We start from the raw sequence: 16,077 nt of genomic DNA, 5'->3' as shown, positions 1-16,077 counted from the left end.
GCTCAGCCTTCGATGGTGTGGCCGGAGAGGCGTTCGACGCCGCGGAGGAGGGCGGAGTGGTCGAGGGAGCCGTCGCCCTGGGCGCGGAGGGAGGCGACGAGGTTGGCGACGACGGAGCCGACGGGCAGGGCGGCGCCGACGGTGCGGGCGGCGTCGGTGACGATGCCCATGTCCTTGTGGTGGAGGTCGATGCGGAAGCCGGGCTTGAAGTCGCGGTTTTTGAAGTTGTCCTTCTTGCGGGCCAGGACGGTGGAGCCGGCCAGGCCGCCGCCCAGGACGTCGAGGGCGGCGGGCAGGTCGACGCCGGACTTCTCGAGGAAGACGACGGCTTCGGCGCAGGCCTGGATGTTGATGGCGACGATGAGCTGGTTGGCGGCCTTGACGGTCTGGCCGGAGCCGTGCGGGCCGCAGAGCACGATGGTCTTGCCGAGGGCTTCGAGGATCGGGCGGGCGGCGTCGAAGTCGGCCTGGTCGCCGCCGACCATGATCGACAGGACGGCTTCGATGGCGCCGGCCTCGCCGCCGGAGACGGGGGCGTCCAGGACGCGGATGCCCTTGTCGCCGGCGGCCTTGGCCAGGTCGATGGAGGTCTGGGGGGTGATCGAGGACATGTCGATCAGCAGGGCGCCGGCCTTGGCGTTGTCCAGGATGCCGTCGGGTCCGTAGGCGATGGCCTCGACCTGGGGGGAGGCGGGGACCATGGTGATGACGACGTCGGCGTCCTTGACGGCTTCGGCGATCGAGGTGGCCGCGGTGCCGCCGGCCTTGGCCAGGCGCTCGAGCTTGTCGGCCTCGAGGGTGAAGCCGGAGACGGCGTAGCCGGCCTTGATCAGGTTCTCGGCCATGGGGGAGCCCATGATGCCCAGGCCGATCCACGCGATCTTGGGGAGGTTGCTCATCGAAAAGCCTCTTTCACACTCAAAAAATCAAGGGGGCGGTCGTGCGGACCGGTTACGGGGCGGCGCGCAGCGGGGCGGGCAGCCATGCGAAGGACGAGGCGCTGGGGGCGTCGCCGGGCTTGTACTCCAGGCCGATCCAGCCGTCGTAGCCGTTGTTCTTGAGCCGGTCGAGGAGGGCGGTGAAGTCCAGTGAGCCGGTGCCGGGGGCGCCGCGGCCGGGGTTGTCGGCGATCTGGACGTGCGCGGTCTTGGCGGTGTGGCGGTCGATGACCTCCTCGAGGTCCTCGCCGTTCATCGACAGGTGGTAGAGGTCCATCAGGAACCGCGTGTTGTCCAGGCCGGTCGCCGCGTTGACCGCGTCGACGATCTCGATGGCCTTGGGCGCGGAGACGAGGGGGCACTGGGGTGATTCGGGCGCGTTGAGCGCCTCGATGAGCAGGGTGCCCTCGATCTCGGCGACCGCGCGGGCGGCGAAGGCCAGGTTCTCAAGGGCCAGCGCGTCCTGCTCGGCCGCCTCGACGCCCTCGAGGCGGTTGCCGTAGAGGGCGTTGAAGGTGGTGCAGCCCAGCGACCGGGCGAACTCGACGGCCACCGGCACGTTCGCCCGGAACTTCTCCGACTCCTCGCCCGGGATCGACAGGGCGCCGCGGTCGGGGCCGGGCAGCTGCCCGGCGTAGAAGTTCAGTCCCACCAGCCGGGTCCCGGCGTCGACGAGCGCATCGCGCAGCGCATCCAGCTCCGACTGCTCGGGGACCGGGGCATCCACCCACGGCCACCACAGCTCCACCGCCGTGAAGCCCGCCGCACGGGCGGCCGCCGGCCGCTCCAGCAGCGGAAGCTCGGTGAACAGAATCGACAGGTTGACGTTGAAGCGCGTGTCCGTGAAACCCATGAAGGTCCGGCGCCCCTTCCGAATAGCGGATTTGTGTTTCTGTTGTACGGGATAGTGGCGACGCCGGGCGCGGGGGTCAAGCGCGCCCGGCACACCGTCCGGATCCGATCCGGCGTCAGCTCTTGAGCGGCTTGATCGCGGTGGGCGCGTGACCGGGCTCGGTCGCGAGCTCCTCCCACTCGTTGACGCTGGCGATGTCGCTGCCGCTCATCGAGATGTTGGTGATCCGCTCGAGGATCGCCTCGACGACGACCGGGACGCGGTGCTCGGCGGCCAGCTTCTTGGCCTCCTCGAAGGCGGCGCCCAGCTCGCTCGGGTCGGTCACCCGGATCGCCTTGCAGCCCAGGCCCTCGGCGACCTTGACGTGGTCCACGCCGTAGACACCCAGCTCGGGCGAGTTGATGTTCTCGAACTCCAGGTTGACCTGGAAGTTGATGTCGAGGTTGCGCTGCGCCTGGCGGATCAGGCCCAGGTAGGCGTTGTTCACCAGGACATGGACGTAGGGGATCCTGTGCTGGGCGCCGACGGCCAGCTCTTCGATCATGAACTGGAAGTCGTAGTCGCCGGAGAGCGCGACGACCGGCGTCTCCGGGTCGGCCTTCGCGACGCCGAGCGCGGCCGGGATGGTCCAGCCGAGCGGGCCGGCCTGACCGCAGTTGATCCAGTGGCGCGGCTTGTAGACGTGCAGCATCTGCGCGCCGGCGATCTGGGAGAGGCCGATGGTGGTGACGTAGCGGGTCTCCGGGCCGAAGGCCTTGTTCATCTCCTCGTAGACGCGCTGCGGCTTCATGGGGATGTCGTCGAAGTGCGTACGGCGCTGCAGCTGGGCCTTGCGCTCCTGGGTGGAGGCGGCCCACTCGCCGCGGTCCGGCAGCTTGCCCGCGGCCTTGAGCTCCTTGGCGACCTCGACGAACAGCTCCAGGGCGGCCTTGGCGTCCGAGGCGATGCCGTAGTCCGGGGCGAAGATCTTGCCGATCTGGGTCGGCTCGATGTCGACGTGGACGAACTTACGGCCCTTGGTGTAGAGGTCCAGCTTGCCGGTGTGGCGGTTGGCCCAGCGGTTGCCGATGCCCAGGACGAAGTCGGACTCGAGGAAGTTCGCGTTGCCGTAGCGGTGCGAGGTCTGCAGGCCGACCATGCCGGCGTTCAGCTCGTGGTCGTCGGCGATGATGCCCCAGCCCATCAGGGTGGGAACGACGGGGGTGCCGGTCAGCTCGGCGAACTCGACCAACAGGTCGGAGGCGTCGGCGTTGATGATGCCGCCACCGGCGACGATCAGCGGCCGCTCGGACTCGAGCAGGAACCCGATGGCCTTCTCGACCTGGGCGCGGGTCGCGGCCGGCTTGAAGGCGGGCAGCGGCTCGTACGTCTCGGGGTCGAACTCGATCTCGGTCAGCTGGACGTCGATGGGCAGGTCGATCAGGACCGGGCCCGGGCGGCCGGAACGCATCAGGTGGAAGGCCTGCTGGAAGACGCCGGGGACCTGTGCGGCCTCCATCACGGTGGTCGCGGCCTTGGCGACCGGCTTGGCGATCGAGGCGATGTCGACGGCCTGGAAGTCCTCCTTCTGGATCACCGCGGTCGGCGCCTGGCCGGTGATGCACAGGATCGGGATGGAGTCACCGATGGCGGAGTACAGACCGGTGATCATGTCGGTGCCGGCCGGGCCGGACGTGCCGATGCAGACACCGATGTTGCCCGGGTGGGTCCGGGTGTAGCCCTCGGCCATGTGCGAGGCGCCCTCGACGTGGCGGGCGAGGGTGTGGTCGATGCCGCCGCCCTCCTTCAGCGCCTTGTAGAAGGGGTTGATCGCCGCGCCCGGCACTCCGAAGGCGTTGGTCACGCCCTCGCGCTTGAGGATCTCCACTGCAGCGCGGGCGGCTGTCATTCGAGGCATCGAGTACTCCTGGCGTCGGCCTGTCAGGGGCAAGTTCCGGCGAGGAGCCGGAGGAACCGAAAAGCTCTTAATTCCGCATCATGGAATCAATGTTTTGCTTTATGGAAGAAACGTAGAGCGAGTCGATCCACTCGTCAAGGGCCGGATGTCCTGCCGGCACAAAAGAGCCGCGCCCCGGGCGACGGCCCGGGGCGCGGCTCAACGGTCGACGAGTGACCAGGTCAAGGCCCGGCGGCGGACGCGGGCACCGGCCGTGACGGAGCGCACCGGCTCCTGGGCGACGCGACGCGCGGTGGGCCGTGGACAATGATCGATACGGCGCCGCCGCCCAAGCGCAGTGCCACAACGGGGAGTCGACACATGCAGAGCACGAACGACGGGGCCACCCTTGTCGCAGCGGCGGCGGTCGTCGCCCTGGTGGTACGACGGCAGCTGCGCACCCGCCCCGTGCGGCGCAACGGCTCACTGATCGCCCCGGCCGTTTTCGGCGTCCTGGGCGCCGCGGGGATCGCTTTCGGCGTCGCCTCGGTCCTCACGTACCACCCGCTGACCACGCTGCCCGTCGTCCTCCTGGTGGCGAGCCTGGCCGTCGCGGCGGGCCTCGGCGCGGCCAGGGCGCGGACCGTACGGGTGTGGCACGGCCCCCAGGGCCAGGTGCTGCGCAAGGGGACGGCGGCCACGACCGGGCTGTGGCTGGTCTCGGCGGCCGTGCACTTCGGACTGGGCGTGTGGATCGACCACGTGGCCGCGGCCGGGGTGCTGGGCACCGCGTCGCTGTACGCGTATCTGGCGATCGGCCTGGGGACGCAGAACCTCCTGGTGCGCGGGCGGGCTGCCGGGGAGGGAACACCGGGCGGCGCGGAGGCATCGCCGGGCGCGGCAAGCTAGCCCCCTTTGAACGAAGTGGGGCTTCCCTCCAGCCGGGAGCCCAACTCTGCGCTTCCGCCTGCGAGTTACCGAACCGCCGCCCGTCAGGCCGCCGGCCCCCCCTGCGGACCCGTCGCCAGGCCTCGGTGAAGAGCTCGGGGAGCGTGCCGGGGAGCAGATCGAAGGCCCTCACCTCGCTCCCGTCGGCGCTCAGCTGCGCTCCGATCAGGGGTGCTTTCCAGGACTCCATCGGCGGCAGCGGTTTCTTGGCGGGTGCCCACGGGCCGGGCAGGAAGAACGTGCGGCCCGCGCGGGCCCGGCGGTCCGCCACCACCAGGCCGCGCGCCACCAGCTCCGCCGCGGCGGCCTTGTGGCGGACCGGTGTCCAGGAGTTCCAGCGCCGCACATTGCGGTCCGACGGCACGGGGAGCAGCAAGATCTGGAGGTAGAGGGTGGCGGCGTCCTCGGGCAGGTCGAGGGTGGTGGCGACGTCGGCGACCAGGTCGGGGGCGCAGGCGCGCGGGTCGGACTCGTAGCGGCCGGGGGGCAGGTCGTCGGCGGCGATGCGGGCCATGACGCGGTCGCAGGTGCCCTCCGTCAGCCAGTCCCGGCGCCGGCTCCCCCGGTTGCCGCGGCTCACGCCCGACCGCAGGACCCGGGCCGGTGAGTCACGGCCGGCCAGCACCTTGCGCAGGTGGCGGACGGCCTCCGGCGCCCCGGTGCGTACGGGGTCCCCGGCGGGGAGGTCCGCGTACGCCCACGGCAGGCCGGCGAAGACGGCGTCGGCGACGGTCTCGGCGTCGTAGTCGCCCATGACGTCCCATGCGGTGCGCAGGTGGCGGTGCTCGGGCGGGCAGGGCCAGACCCGCAGGTAGAAGCCCGGCGGCAGGGTGGCGTTCGCCGGGTCGAGGAACAAGTGGCACAGGTGGGTCGCCGGCATCCGGGTCTCCAGGGCGACCGCGGCCTGCCAGGTGCTCCACGGCGCGTGCGGACGGGCGCCGTGCTGCTCCGCCCAGGCCGCGGCAGTGCGCTCCGCGACGTGGGCGAGGCCGTCCGGCTCCCACAGGTCCACGGGGTCCGCGGGCAGCACGTCGGCGAGCAGGGCGAGCCGCTCGTCGTCGTGCAGCATCGACAGCTCGGCGCGCGCCGATTCGAGTTCGCCGGCCTTGAAGCCGAACACGGCGCGCTCGTGCTCGTCGAAGAAGGGCTGGTAGTAGCCGCCCGCACCCGGGTTACCGGCCAGGACGAGAGCCGCAGCGGGGCGACTCAGGCCGGTCGCCTCGCTCAGGGCGAGGGCCGCGTCCACGTCCCAGGCGACGGGGCCGCGCTCCCGGACGAGTTCCACCAGGCACAGCAGCTGCTCCTGGGTGCCCCAACCGCGGTGGCAGTCCACGGCGTAGAGCGGTTCCTCGGGGCGCGGGGCGGCCCCGCCGCCGGGGAGCACGGCCTCGAAGTAGCGGGTCTCCCGCGCGGCGGGCAGATGCAGGCCGAACGAGGCGCCCTGGTGGTCGCGGACGGTGAACGAGGTCGTTCCGGCGAGCCGGCCCAGGCGGAACCGGTAGGCCGGGTCGGCGAACGGCGTCCGCGCCCACATCTCCAGGAAGTCGAGCAGCACCTCGCGGCGCTCCGGCCGGGTCGCGGGGTTGGCCGCGCGCAACGCGAGTGCGCCCGTGCGCCCTATGAGTTCCGTCCAACTGCCCGCCGCGGGCGGGCGGACCTCCCGTTCGCCCGGCTCGGGCGCCCAACTGCCCTCGATGTAGGCGCCGATGCGCCTGATGTCGGCGAAGGAGTCGTCGTTCCAGCAGCCCGAGGCCCCGACGAGACCCTGCAGGGCGGCAGATGCGGCGAACCCGCTCCATGTTGCGGCCGCGTCGGTCTCGTTCATGCCTCCGATCATGACGGACGGCACTGACAACGGGTCGAAACGGGTCCGCGGCCCGCTTCGTCCCGACGCCTCGTACGCGGGCCGCTTCGGCGGCGAGGTGCAGCGGACCCCGCTCCTGCCCGGTCGCGGCCGTGTCGTCCGGGCGGCCGGGCGACGCCGGTCAGGAAGGCCGGGGCGCGCGCAGGTGCTTGCGCTGCTCCAGCTCGTCCTCGTCGACGAGGACGAGCATGGGCTTGTCGGGCAGGCACATCATCGTGGCGAGAAACCGGACCGGTACGTCCGAGCGATGGTTGCCGTCCTGGTAGTGGATCACGTCGCCGCCCGGCTCCCAGAACGCCTCCCCGGCCCGGATCACCCTCTCGGGCTCGCCCTCCAGCTCGAACAGCATCTCGCCCTCCAGCACATAGCCGAAGGCCGGCCCGAAATGCCGGTGGGGCGGTGTGCCAGGGTCTCCGGGAGGAAACTCGACCACCACGGTCATGGCGTGTGCACCCTCGGGCACGACGGGCGGTTTCGCCTCCTGGATCACGGTGAGGGCACTCTTCCAGGCCTCGGACCGCCGGCCTCGGTTCGCCGAAGGGCCCGTCGCCGGCTCGTCGTTCGCCATCGCGTCACCTCCGTCCCGTCGCCCACCTGGAGCGGGCAGGCGTAGTACCTACGCCACGCTACGCGGCCTCCGCAGCGGCCGCCTTTCGTCGCCGGTCCTCGGCCCGGGTGGGTGCCGCGGTGGACATATCCTCGCCGGAGGCATGCCGAGCGGAGGACGGTAGAGGTGGCGGAGAGGACGAGGGCCGGTGCGGCCGGCAAGGACGGTGCCGCTCGCGGGGCCACGTCGATGAGCGCGCGGGCGCGCGACGCCGTCCGGCAGCGCATTGTCGACCGCCGGTATGCGCAGGGCGTCCGCCTCGTCGAGCGCGAGGTGGCGGAGGAACTCGGCATGTCGCGCGTGCCTGTACGTGAGGCGCTGCGGTCGTTGGTCGCCGAGGGCCTGCTGGAGCTGCTGCCCCACAGCGGGGTGCGGGTGCGCACGCTGGCCAGAGCCGATGTGGTCCATCTCTACGAGGTGTGGGAGCCGCTCGCGGTGCAGGCGTCCCGGCTGGCGGCGCGGGCCGCGGCCGGTGATCCCGATCGCCTTGCCGCCCTGGAGATGACGCTCGACCAGGCCGAACGAGCGGCGGCGAAGGACGAGGACGCGCTGGAAGTGGCGGCGCACACGGCGTTCCACGAGGGCGTGGTGGCGTTGTCGGGCAACCCGCTCCTGGCCCGCACGATGGAGCAGCTGAGCTGGCAGCTCCAGCTTCTCTTCGGGCTGCGGGAGGAACCGGCGCATATGCGGGCCCAGCACGCGGAGATGTTCCGGCGCATCGCGGCGGGCGACGAGGAGGCCGCGGCGGCCGCGACTCTGCTCCATGTGCGGGACAGCCGGGCCGTGGCGATGCGTTCCCTGTTCGGGGACGCCTGAAGCGCCGATTTGTATACCAAGAGCGGATCGCCACGCTTTGCACGTGGACGATTCTCCTATCCATCTGCCCATTCGCCCATGACCCTTGCCACCTGAAACGGGGTTGGTATACAAAACTGCCTGGTCACGTACTTCCCCCTCAGAGGAGCGCCCATGTGTGTCGACGCCCTACCTCCCCCCTCCCGCAGGCTGACCCGCCGCGGCGTTCTCGCCGGCGCCGCGGCGCTGGCCGGCACCGCGGGCGCGGGCTCGGCCTTCGCCGCTCCGGCCCCGGCGGACACGCGGCAGGCCGCTGAGCACCGCATCACCGCGCCCCGTGGCGGCGATCTCGTCCTCCGGGGCGGCACGCTGCTCGACCCGGCGAGCGGGGACGTCATCGAGGACGCCGTCGTCGTCATGGAGGGCGGGATCGTGCGCGCGGTCGGCCCCCGGGGAGAGGTGGCCGCCCCGGCGGACGTCGAGACGCTCGACGCCCACGGGAAGTGGATCCTGCCCGGCCTGATCGACGCCCACATCCACCTCAGCACCGTTGCCGAGGCGCGCGACGCGGTACGCGGCGGCGCCACCACGGTCCGCAGCGGTTCGACCACCTTCTACCAGGACATCGCCCTGCGGGAGCTGGCCCGTCAGGTCCCGACGCAGGCCCCCCGCCTGAAGGCCGCGGGCGTGTTCGTGACACCCGACCTGGGCGACACCGTGCTGGCCGATCCCGATCTCACGCCGCTGGCCCGCCTCCGGGGCGGAGTCCGCTCGCCCGAAGCCCTGCGCCGGGTGGTCGAGGTGAACCTGGAACGGGGCGCCGACGTCATCAAGACGCGCGTCAATGAGCGCGCGGGGCTGCCCGAGCAGGACCCGCTCACCCAGGTGTATTCCTACGAGCAGCTGTCCGAGATCGTGGCCGCCGCGCGCCGCGGCGGCAAGGGCGTGCTGTGCCACAGCTACAGCGAGAAGGGCTGCCACGACGCCGTCATGGCGGGCATCCGCTCCCTGGAGCACGGCGTCTTCGTCGGCGAGCGCACCCTGCACGAAATGCGGCGCAGGGACACGTACTTCACCCCCACGCTCACGGCGATCGCGGGCCTGGTCGATTCCTCCGACCCGGTGCTGGCCGAGCGCGGCCGCACCTATCTCCCGGTGCTCAAGCGTGCGGTACGCGCAGCCCACGAGCTCGGAGTGCCGCTCGCGGCCGGCACGGACTCCTCGGGAGGGACCGTCGACCGGATCGGCCGCGAGGTGGAACTGATGCGGGAGGCCGGCCTGCCGGCCCTGGCCGCGATCCGCACGGCCACGACGCAAGCGGCACGGCTGCTCGGCCTGGACAAGCGGGCCGGCCGCCTCATGCGCGGGTACGCGGGAGACGCCGTCGTCGTGGACGGCAACCCGCTGGCGGACGTATCGGTGCTGAAGAAGCCGGTACGCGTCGTGCGCAGCGGCATCCCGGTCTGAGCGAGCGACCGCACCGGCGCACCGCTGCCGACCGCCCCACCTCTTTCCCCCTCCCTTCCTCACAGCCGAAGGAGCCTGTATGAGGTCGTCCTCCCCCTCCCCGCGCGGGGCATCCCGGCGCAGCGTCCTCGCCGGTACCGCCGCGGCCCTGACCGTCGCGGCCGCTCCGGCCCGGGCAGCGGCCGCCACCGGTTCTCGCGGACACGGCGACCGGCCCGCTCACGCCGTGGTCTTCCGCAATGTCCGCCCTTACGGTGCGAAGTCGCCCACGGACCTCACCGTCATCGACGGCCGGTTCACCCACCGCGCGGCGCCACCCGGTGCGGACGTCCTCGACGGCGACGGCCGCATCGCGCTCCCGGCGCTGGTGAACGCGCACATCCACCCCGACAAGACCACGTGGGGCGGCGCATGGGTGTCGCGCAAGCCTGCCGAGTCCATCGCCGATTACGCCGAGCAGGACGCCGAGCTCTTCCGCAGCCAGCACCGCTCCGTCACCGAGCGCGCCCACGGGCTGATGGCCCACGCCGTCACCCGGGGCACCCGCGCGATGCGCGCCCACGCCGATGTGGCCCCGGCCTACGACCTCGCCTGCGTCGAAGGGGTGGGCACGGCCCGCGAGCGGCTGCGGCACGCGCTCGACGTCCAGATAGTGGCGTTCCCGCAGCACGGCGTCATCCGCGCTCCCGGCACCGCCGAACTGCTGGAGGAGGCCGCCCGTACCGGCGCGGTCGACATGATCGGCGGGATCGACCCCATCGGCTTCGACCATGCCCTCGACGAACAGCTCGACCTGGTCTTCGGCCTGGCCGACCGCCATGGGCTGGGCGTCGACATCCACCTGCACGACCAGGGCAAGGACGGAACCACGGCGCTGCGCGCCATCATCGACCGCACCCGAGCGCTGTCCCTGCAGGGAAAGGTGACCGTCAGCCACATCTTCTGTCTGCCGGCCCTGTCCGATCGCGAACTCGGCGCGATCGCCCATGACTTGGGGCAGCTGGACATCTCCCTGACGACGGTGGCACCGTCCGACTCCCTCGTTCTGCCGATCGCGCGACTGCGCGAGCACGGCGTACGCGTCGGCCTCGGCACCGACGGAGTGCGCGACGCGTGGAGCCCCTTCGGCAACGCCGACATGCTGCACCGCACCCATCTGCTGGGCTGGGTCACCGATGTCCGCCTCGACGAGGAACTGACCGACTGCTACCGCGTGGGCACCGACGACGGCGCAGACGTCCTGCACCTTCCCCGAGTGGACTTCACGCCCGGCTCCCCCGCCGACTTCGTCCTCGTACGCGGCGAGTGCCTGCCCCAGATCGTGGTGGACACGCCGCAACGGGACATCGTCGTCCACGGCGGGCGCATCGTGGCCCGCAACGGGGAGCTGGCCCGCCAGGTGTAGGAAAAAATCTCCCTCCGGCAGGCCATCGTCAATGCCGAGCAGCGGGAAGCACAGCAGCAGGCATCGCTCCCCCGCCGCCGGACCGGGTGGTGCAGCTCGACGTCGGCCGAGACGCGCACCCCATCACGCACAAACACACGCCGAGCCGTTACGCACTACCGACACCTACGACAAGCCCCCTCCGAGCGTCAAAGTCTCAGCCGCGCCGGATCCAGCCGACCTGCCACTACCCACCGGAAGCCGACAGGCCCCCGGTGGGTAGCGGCGGTCATTCCGGGCCGCCCTGCCAGGTCGCGCGCATCGCCTCCGCCCCTCGGATGTGCGGCCGTTCCCTCCACGTGATGTCGCGGACGGTCAGCTCCGGGGTCCTGGTGAGCAGCACCCGCAGTCCCTCCTGGAGGTCGATGCGCCCGAGCTGGGCGCCGGGGCAGTGGTGCGCGCCATGACCGAAGGTGAGGTGTCCACCGGGGGGGCCGGGTGAAGTCGATCGCGTCGGGGTCCTCGAATCGGGCCGGATCGTGGTTGGCCGACTCGTTGATGACGGTTAGGGCTTCGCCCGCGCGCACCAGCGTGCCGCCGACGTTGACATCCTCCCGCGCATAGCGGACGAACATGCCGGCACCGGCGGAGGCGTTGTTGCGCAGCAGCTCCTCGACCGCCGCCGGCAGCTCGGCCGGATTCGCACGCAGCCGGTTCCAGAGCGCACGGTCGCCCCGCGTGAGAACGTAGACGCAGTTCGGAATCTGGGTGATGATCGTCTCGAAACCGGCCAGCAGCAGGGTGAAGACCAGGTCGATCAGCTCGGTGTCGGTGAGTCGGTCCTCCTCGTCCCGGGCCTGGATCATCGCCGACATCAGGTCGTCGCGGGGGCGGGCCCGACGCTCGGCGATGAGCTGTTCGGTGCAGGTGCGCAGGGCACCGAACCGCCGCATCCTGTCCTCGGGGCCGACGCCGCTGCCGGGGAGCAGCGCCGCGCAGGTCGACTCGACCGCCTCCCGGTCCGCGGCCGGCACGCCGAGCAGGTCGCAGAAGGACAGCACGCCGATCTGCCGCGCGTAGTCCACCACGATGTCCATGCCCGGCCCGGCGTTCATCGCCGACGACAGCGCATCGTCCGCCGCCGCGTGCACCGTCGGGCGCTGCGCTTCCATACGGGATCTGCTGAGGGCTTTGAACAACAGCTTGCGCAGCCGGGTGTGTTCGGGGGCATCCAGGGTCATCAGCCCGGCCACGTCCGTCGCCTCTTCCTGGCGCGGGAAGTCCCGGCCGACCGACATCGCGCGGCTGAACCGCGCATCGCCCAGCACCAGCCGGACGTCCGCGTAGCGGGTGACCAGCCAGGTGGGTTCACCGTAGGCGAGCCGCACCCGGAGCAGCCCTTTGCGCTGCCGCAGCTCCCGGAACCGCTCGTTGACCTCGATGCCGCGGCCGTCGTCGAAGGGGAAGTGCTCCAGTGCCTCTGCGGCGTCGGGAAGATCGGGAAGATCGGGAAAGGTCGTCATGCGGGCTGCACCTCCGTCAGCCAGTCGTGCAGGTTCGCTGAGATCAGGTCGGCGTGCTGGGACAGGAGGGTGAAGTGATCGCCGGGCAGCCTGCGCACGCGGTGCGCCAGTTCGGCCGGGAACGGGTGGTCCTCCGAGCTGGTGGGCATACCCGCGACGACCTCGCTGGCGAGCAGGTGCAGGATCGGCGCCTCCAGCGGGCCGGGCCGCCATCCGCTGAAGATCCGGCTGTAGCCGCCCATCGCCGCGATCTGGCCGCTGGTGGTCACTGTCCGGTCCGGACGGTCGAGCGACATGCCCATGAGGTCACGTCGTCGGATCTGCTCACGCATGAACTCGCTGCGGGTCTCGGTCTGATCCATCTCCTCCTCCGGCAGGTACGAGTCCAGCAACAGCAGCGCGGTGACGGGGACGCCGGTCTGCTCCAGGTGCGCGGCCAGGTCGTGCGCCAGCCAGCCGCCCGAGGAGTAGCCCGCGATGATCAACGGGGTGCCGGCCAGCTCACGGCGCAGCGGTTTCGCCAGCATCCGCATCAGGGCGGCACGGTCGGCGGGCAGCGGAGCCTCACCCGCGAATCCGGGCGACCACAGCGACCACACGTCGGACGCGGGGTCCAGCCCGGTGTGCAGGTAGGAGTAGGGCAGGTCCAGGTTGGGGAAGATCGGCGGGGTGAGGCCGACGATCGTGGGGCCACCCGCGCCCGCCCCCACCTGGCGCAGTTCGGCGAGATCGCGCGGATCGTCCCGGTCGAACGTGTCGCGGGTCTCGGAGGCCGCGCGGGCCAGGCGGAGGGCGACGTTGATCCGGCCGGTGCGGATCGCCCGGATGTAGAACGAGGCCAGGCTGCCGTCGCTTTCGTCGGCGTTCTCGGGCGCCGGGTCCACCGGCCCGGTGCCGGCTTCCGGGACCTCGTTCCCGGGCCGGGCGGTCCCCACGATCTCGTCGAGCGTGCCCTCCTCGGCGCGGACGGCCAGCTTTTCCAGCACGCGCTCGGTGAGATCGACCACCGTGGGATAGTTCAGCACGTCGGCGAGTTCGATCTCCACACCGGCACCGGTGGTGACGCGATCGCGCAGATCCTCCGCGCCCAGCGAGTCCAACCCGAGATCGCGGAACGTGGCCTCGGCGTCGACCTGGTCATCCGGTCCGTTGCCCAGCGCCCAGTCCAGGCACTCACGAACCAGCGTCTCGACGTGGCGCGTGCGCTCCTGCTCGTGCAGTGCCCACAGCAGAGCCGCGGGCGAGCGCCGATCGGGCTCGCGCGTCCCGGGGTCGTCGGAGATCAGCAGCGGCATGGTCCACTCCCGCTCGATCCAGTACCGGCTGCGCTGGAACGCGTAGCCGGGCAACGGGATACGCCGCGCACCGGCGCCGGCCAGGACGACACGCCAGTCCACCGCCGCGCCCCTCACGTGCGCGCGGCCCAGCGCGCGCACGAGCGCCGCTGAACCGGTCACCGCGCTCTCCGTCTCCTCCGGCACGGCCAGCACGGCGGGACCGTCGGACAGCGCGGCGGCCATGCCCGCGGTGTCCCCACCGAACACGAGCAGCAGTCGATGGCCGTCGGCCCGCAGCTCGCGGGCAGCCAGGTCGGATTCGGCAGCCGGCACCGTGCGGTAGTCGTCCTCGGCCGGACGGTCCCGCAGCCAACGGCCGGTGTCCCCGCACAGCACCGGCGCACCGGGCGCGGGGGGCGGGACATCCACGACGTCGGGTTCGACGCCCGCGGGACACCCGGCCGCGATCCGCAGCGCCGAGGACAGGGACAGCCATCCGACCGCCCAGGACGCGGCCAGCCGGCCGGATCCGTGTCCCGCCAACGCCGCCGGGCGCACCCCGGACGCGCACCACATGCGTGTCACGCCGGTCAGCACGGCCAGCGTGGCCGGGGCCAACACGTCGGGCCGGTCCAGTGGTGGCGCGTCCGGGTCGCCGCGAAGCACGTCCGTCAGAGACCAGCCGACCAGCCCGGCCAGCGTGGCCGCACATGCGGAGAGGTGCTCGGCGAACGGCTCGGCCTCGGCGTACTGCGTGGCCAACGCGCGCACCACGGCCGGGGTGCACTCGTGTGGGTACAGGAACGCGGTGGTGCCGTTCCGCACGGCGGTGCCGGTGACCACCGCCGTGGCGCTCGGGGTGTCGTTCCGGCCCGTGCTCAGCGCGGTCAGGCCCGCGGCGAGGTCGGCCGGGCTGGAGCCGAACACCACCGCGCGGTGCGGCAGGTGCGCCCGGGTGGTGGCCAGCGACCACGACAGGTCCAGCAGATCCGGGCGCGCCCGGTCGAGGTACTCGTGCAGCGCGGCCGCCTGCGCGGACAGCGCCTGTTCGGTCCTGCCCGACAGGGTCCAGGCCAGCAGTGGCGGGACGGCCCGGTCGCCGGGCTCGGTGTCCGGGTCGGGCCCTGGGTCCTCCAGGATCACGTGCGCATTGGTGCCGCCGACTCCGAACGCGGACACGCCCGCCCGCCGGGGACGCCCGTCGCGCTGCCACGGGACCGCGCTGGTGAGCAGTTCGACCCCGCCCTGCGCCCAGTCGACCCGGGGGGTCGCCGTGCCGATGTGCAGGGTCCTGGGCAGCGTGCTGTGCCGCATGGCCAGCACCATCTTCACCACGCCAGCGACTCCGGCGGCGGCCTGGGTGTGGGCGAGGTTCGACTTCACCGCGCCGACCAGCAGCGGCGGCCGGTCGCCGCGGTGGCGGCCGTATCCGGCCAACAGCGCCTGCGCCTCGATCGGGTCGCCGAGCGCGGTACCCGTGCCGTGCGCCTCCACCGCGTCGACGTCCGCGGGCGACAGGCCGGCCGAAGCGAGCGCGTCGGCGATCACCTGCTGCTGCGCGGTTCCGTTCGGGGCGGTCAGCCCGGAGGAGGTGCCATCGGAGTTGATCGCCGATCCGCGCAGCAGCGCGAGCACCGGGTGGTGGTTGCGACGTGCGTCGGAAAGCTTCTCCAGCACCAGCATCCCGGCACCCTCGCCCCACGCGGTGCCGTCGGCGGCCGAGGAGAAGGGCTTGCACCGTCCGTCCGGCGCCAAGGCGCGTTGCCGGGCGTAGTCGATGAACAGCAGCGGGCTGGACAGGATGGTCACCCCGCCCGCGAGCGCCAGGGTGCACTCGCCCGCGCGCAGCGACTGCACGGCCAGGTGGATCCCGACCAGGGACGAGGAACAGGCGGTGTCCACCGTGAGCACGGGCCCCTGCAGGCCGAACACATAGGCCAGCCGACCGGAGGTCACGCTGCCCGCGTTGCCGATGGAGAGCTGGCCCAGCATGTCCTCGGGCATCTCGCGGACCGCTGTGGCGTAGTCCGCGTTGGACAGTCCGAGGAACACGCCGGTGCGGCTGCCGCGCAGCCCGGCCGGATCGATACCGGCGGACTCCAGCGCCTGCCAGGTGACCTCCAGCGCGATCCGCTGCTGCGGGTCCATGCTGAGCGCCTCGCGCGGCGAAATGCCGAAGAACTCGGAATCGAAGTCGGCCGCGTCGTCGAGGAAGGCACCGTGCCGGACGTAGGAGCGGCCCGGCGTGCCCGGTTCCGGGTGGTAGATCTGGTCTTCGGTCCAGCCGCGGTCGGTCGGGAACCCGGTGATCACGTCCCGCTCCGCGGCGAGCAGTTCCCACAGCTCCTCCGGCGAGCCGACCCCACCGCCGAACCGGCAGCCCATGCCGACCACGGCCACCGGGTCGTCGACGGGGTTCTCCAGCTCCCGCAACCGCTCCCGGGTGCGCTGGAGTTCCGCGGTGACCCGCTGGAAGTACTTGACGAGCTTCGGATCCTCGCCCACAGCTTTCGATTCCTCTCCGGTCGGCCGGGCGGCCCCGGCT

The 16,077-nt window shown here is 71.9% G+C and carries 10 protein-coding genes; 3 read left to right on the top strand and 7 right to left on the bottom strand.

From position 1 onward, the window contains the following. Nucleotides 1-2: 2 nt before the first annotated feature. The 5 genes from ACIGWZ_RS02825 to ACIGWZ_RS02805 form a co-directional block, all read right to left on the bottom strand. Nucleotides 3-899 (bottom strand): 2-hydroxy-3-oxopropionate reductase, encoded by an 897-nt coding sequence (locus ACIGWZ_RS02825; RefSeq protein ID WP_400060093.1) that lies wholly within the window; start codon nucleotides 897-899, stop codon nucleotides 3-5. Between the two features lie 52 nt (nucleotides 900-951). Then, complete coding sequence (locus ACIGWZ_RS02820) at nucleotides 952-1,791, bottom strand: TIM barrel protein (protein ID WP_400060091.1); 840 nt, start codon at nucleotides 1,789-1,791, stop codon at nucleotides 952-954. Nucleotides 1,792-1,906: 115 nt separating this feature from the next. Then, a complete protein-coding gene (gcl, locus tag ACIGWZ_RS02815) occupies nucleotides 1,907-3,688 on the bottom strand; it encodes a glyoxylate carboligase (RefSeq protein ID WP_400060089.1) in 1,782 nt (593 codons plus the stop codon). A 532-nt stretch (nucleotides 3,689-4,220) separates the two neighbouring features. After that, complete coding sequence (locus ACIGWZ_RS02810; RefSeq protein ID WP_400060087.1) at nucleotides 4,221-6,440, bottom strand: hypothetical protein; 2,220 nt, start codon at nucleotides 6,438-6,440, stop codon at nucleotides 4,221-4,223. Between the two features lie 160 nt (nucleotides 6,441-6,600). Further along, nucleotides 6,601-7,047: a cupin domain-containing protein gene (locus ACIGWZ_RS02805; RefSeq protein WP_400060085.1), complete on the bottom strand. Its 447-nt coding sequence runs from the start codon at nucleotides 7,045-7,047 to the stop codon at nucleotides 6,601-6,603. Between the two features lie 228 nt (nucleotides 7,048-7,275). On the opposite strand from ACIGWZ_RS02805, the gene ACIGWZ_RS02800 reads away from it, so the two are divergent. The 3 genes from ACIGWZ_RS02800 to ACIGWZ_RS02790 all read left to right on the top strand — a co-directional run bounded on the left by ACIGWZ_RS02800 (nucleotide 7,276) and on the right by ACIGWZ_RS02790 (nucleotide 10,753). Continuing rightward, on the top strand, nucleotides 7,276-7,902 hold the full coding sequence (locus ACIGWZ_RS02800) for a GntR family transcriptional regulator (RefSeq protein WP_400060788.1): 627 nt from the start codon (nucleotides 7,276-7,278) through the stop codon (nucleotides 7,900-7,902). A gap of 153 nt (nucleotides 7,903-8,055) precedes the next feature. After that, nucleotides 8,056-9,348, top strand: a complete 1,293-nt coding sequence (locus ACIGWZ_RS02795; protein WP_400060083.1) for an amidohydrolase family protein — start codon at nucleotides 8,056-8,058, stop codon at nucleotides 9,346-9,348. A 79-nt stretch (nucleotides 9,349-9,427) separates the two neighbouring features. Next, nucleotides 9,428-10,753: an amidohydrolase gene (locus ACIGWZ_RS02790; RefSeq protein WP_400060081.1), complete on the top strand. Its 1,326-nt coding sequence runs from the start codon at nucleotides 9,428-9,430 to the stop codon at nucleotides 10,751-10,753. A gap of 188 nt (nucleotides 10,754-10,941) precedes the next feature. Here the strand turns inward: ACIGWZ_RS02790 and ACIGWZ_RS02785 are convergent, their stop codons facing one another. Next, the gene (locus ACIGWZ_RS02785; RefSeq protein WP_400060079.1) at nucleotides 10,942-12,255 is read right to left on the bottom strand and encodes a cytochrome P450; all 1,314 of its coding nucleotides are present in this window, start codon (nucleotides 12,253-12,255) and stop codon (nucleotides 10,942-10,944) included. After that, on the bottom strand, nucleotides 12,252-16,037 hold the full coding sequence (locus tag ACIGWZ_RS02780) for a type I polyketide synthase (protein ID WP_400060077.1): 3,786 nt from the start codon (nucleotides 16,035-16,037) through the stop codon (nucleotides 12,252-12,254). The genes ACIGWZ_RS02785 and ACIGWZ_RS02780 overlap by 4 nt, the downstream gene beginning before the upstream one ends. Nucleotides 16,038-16,077 lie beyond the last annotated feature (40 nt).

It is taken from the genome of Streptomyces sp. NPDC053427, assembly GCF_044544985.1.
GTDB lineage: Bacteria > Actinomycetota > Actinomycetes > Streptomycetales > Streptomycetaceae > Streptomyces.
Note: the sequence above shows the minus strand (reverse complement) of the source record. Positions and strands in the feature narration are given on the sequence as shown.

Coding starts and splice junctions, on each gene's coding strand:
- ACIGWZ_RS02825 (WP_400060093.1), bottom strand. CDS start 899: ATGAGCAACCTCCCCAAGATCGCGTGGATCGGCCTGGGCATCATGGGC.
- ACIGWZ_RS02805 (WP_400060085.1), bottom strand. CDS start 7,047: ATGGCGAACGACGAGCCGGCGACGGGCCCTTCGGCGAACCGAGGCCGG.
- ACIGWZ_RS02790 (WP_400060081.1), top strand. CDS start 9,428: ATGAGGTCGTCCTCCCCCTCCCCGCGCGGGGCATCCCGGCGCAGCGTC.
- ACIGWZ_RS02820 (WP_400060091.1), bottom strand. CDS start 1,791: ATGGGTTTCACGGACACGCGCTTCAACGTCAACCTGTCGATTCTGTTC.
- ACIGWZ_RS02800 (WP_400060788.1), top strand. CDS start 7,276: ATGAGCGCGCGGGCGCGCGACGCCGTCCGGCAGCGCATTGTCGACCGC.
- ACIGWZ_RS02795 (WP_400060083.1), top strand. CDS start 8,056: ATGTGTGTCGACGCCCTACCTCCCCCCTCCCGCAGGCTGACCCGCCGC.
- ACIGWZ_RS02810 (WP_400060087.1), bottom strand. CDS start 6,440: ATGAACGAGACCGACGCGGCCGCAACATGGAGCGGGTTCGCCGCATCT.
- gcl (WP_400060089.1), bottom strand. CDS start 3,688: ATGCCTCGAATGACAGCCGCCCGCGCTGCAGTGGAGATCCTCAAGCGC.
- ACIGWZ_RS02785 (WP_400060079.1), bottom strand. CDS start 12,255: ATGACGACCTTTCCCGATCTTCCCGATCTTCCCGACGCCGCAGAGGCA.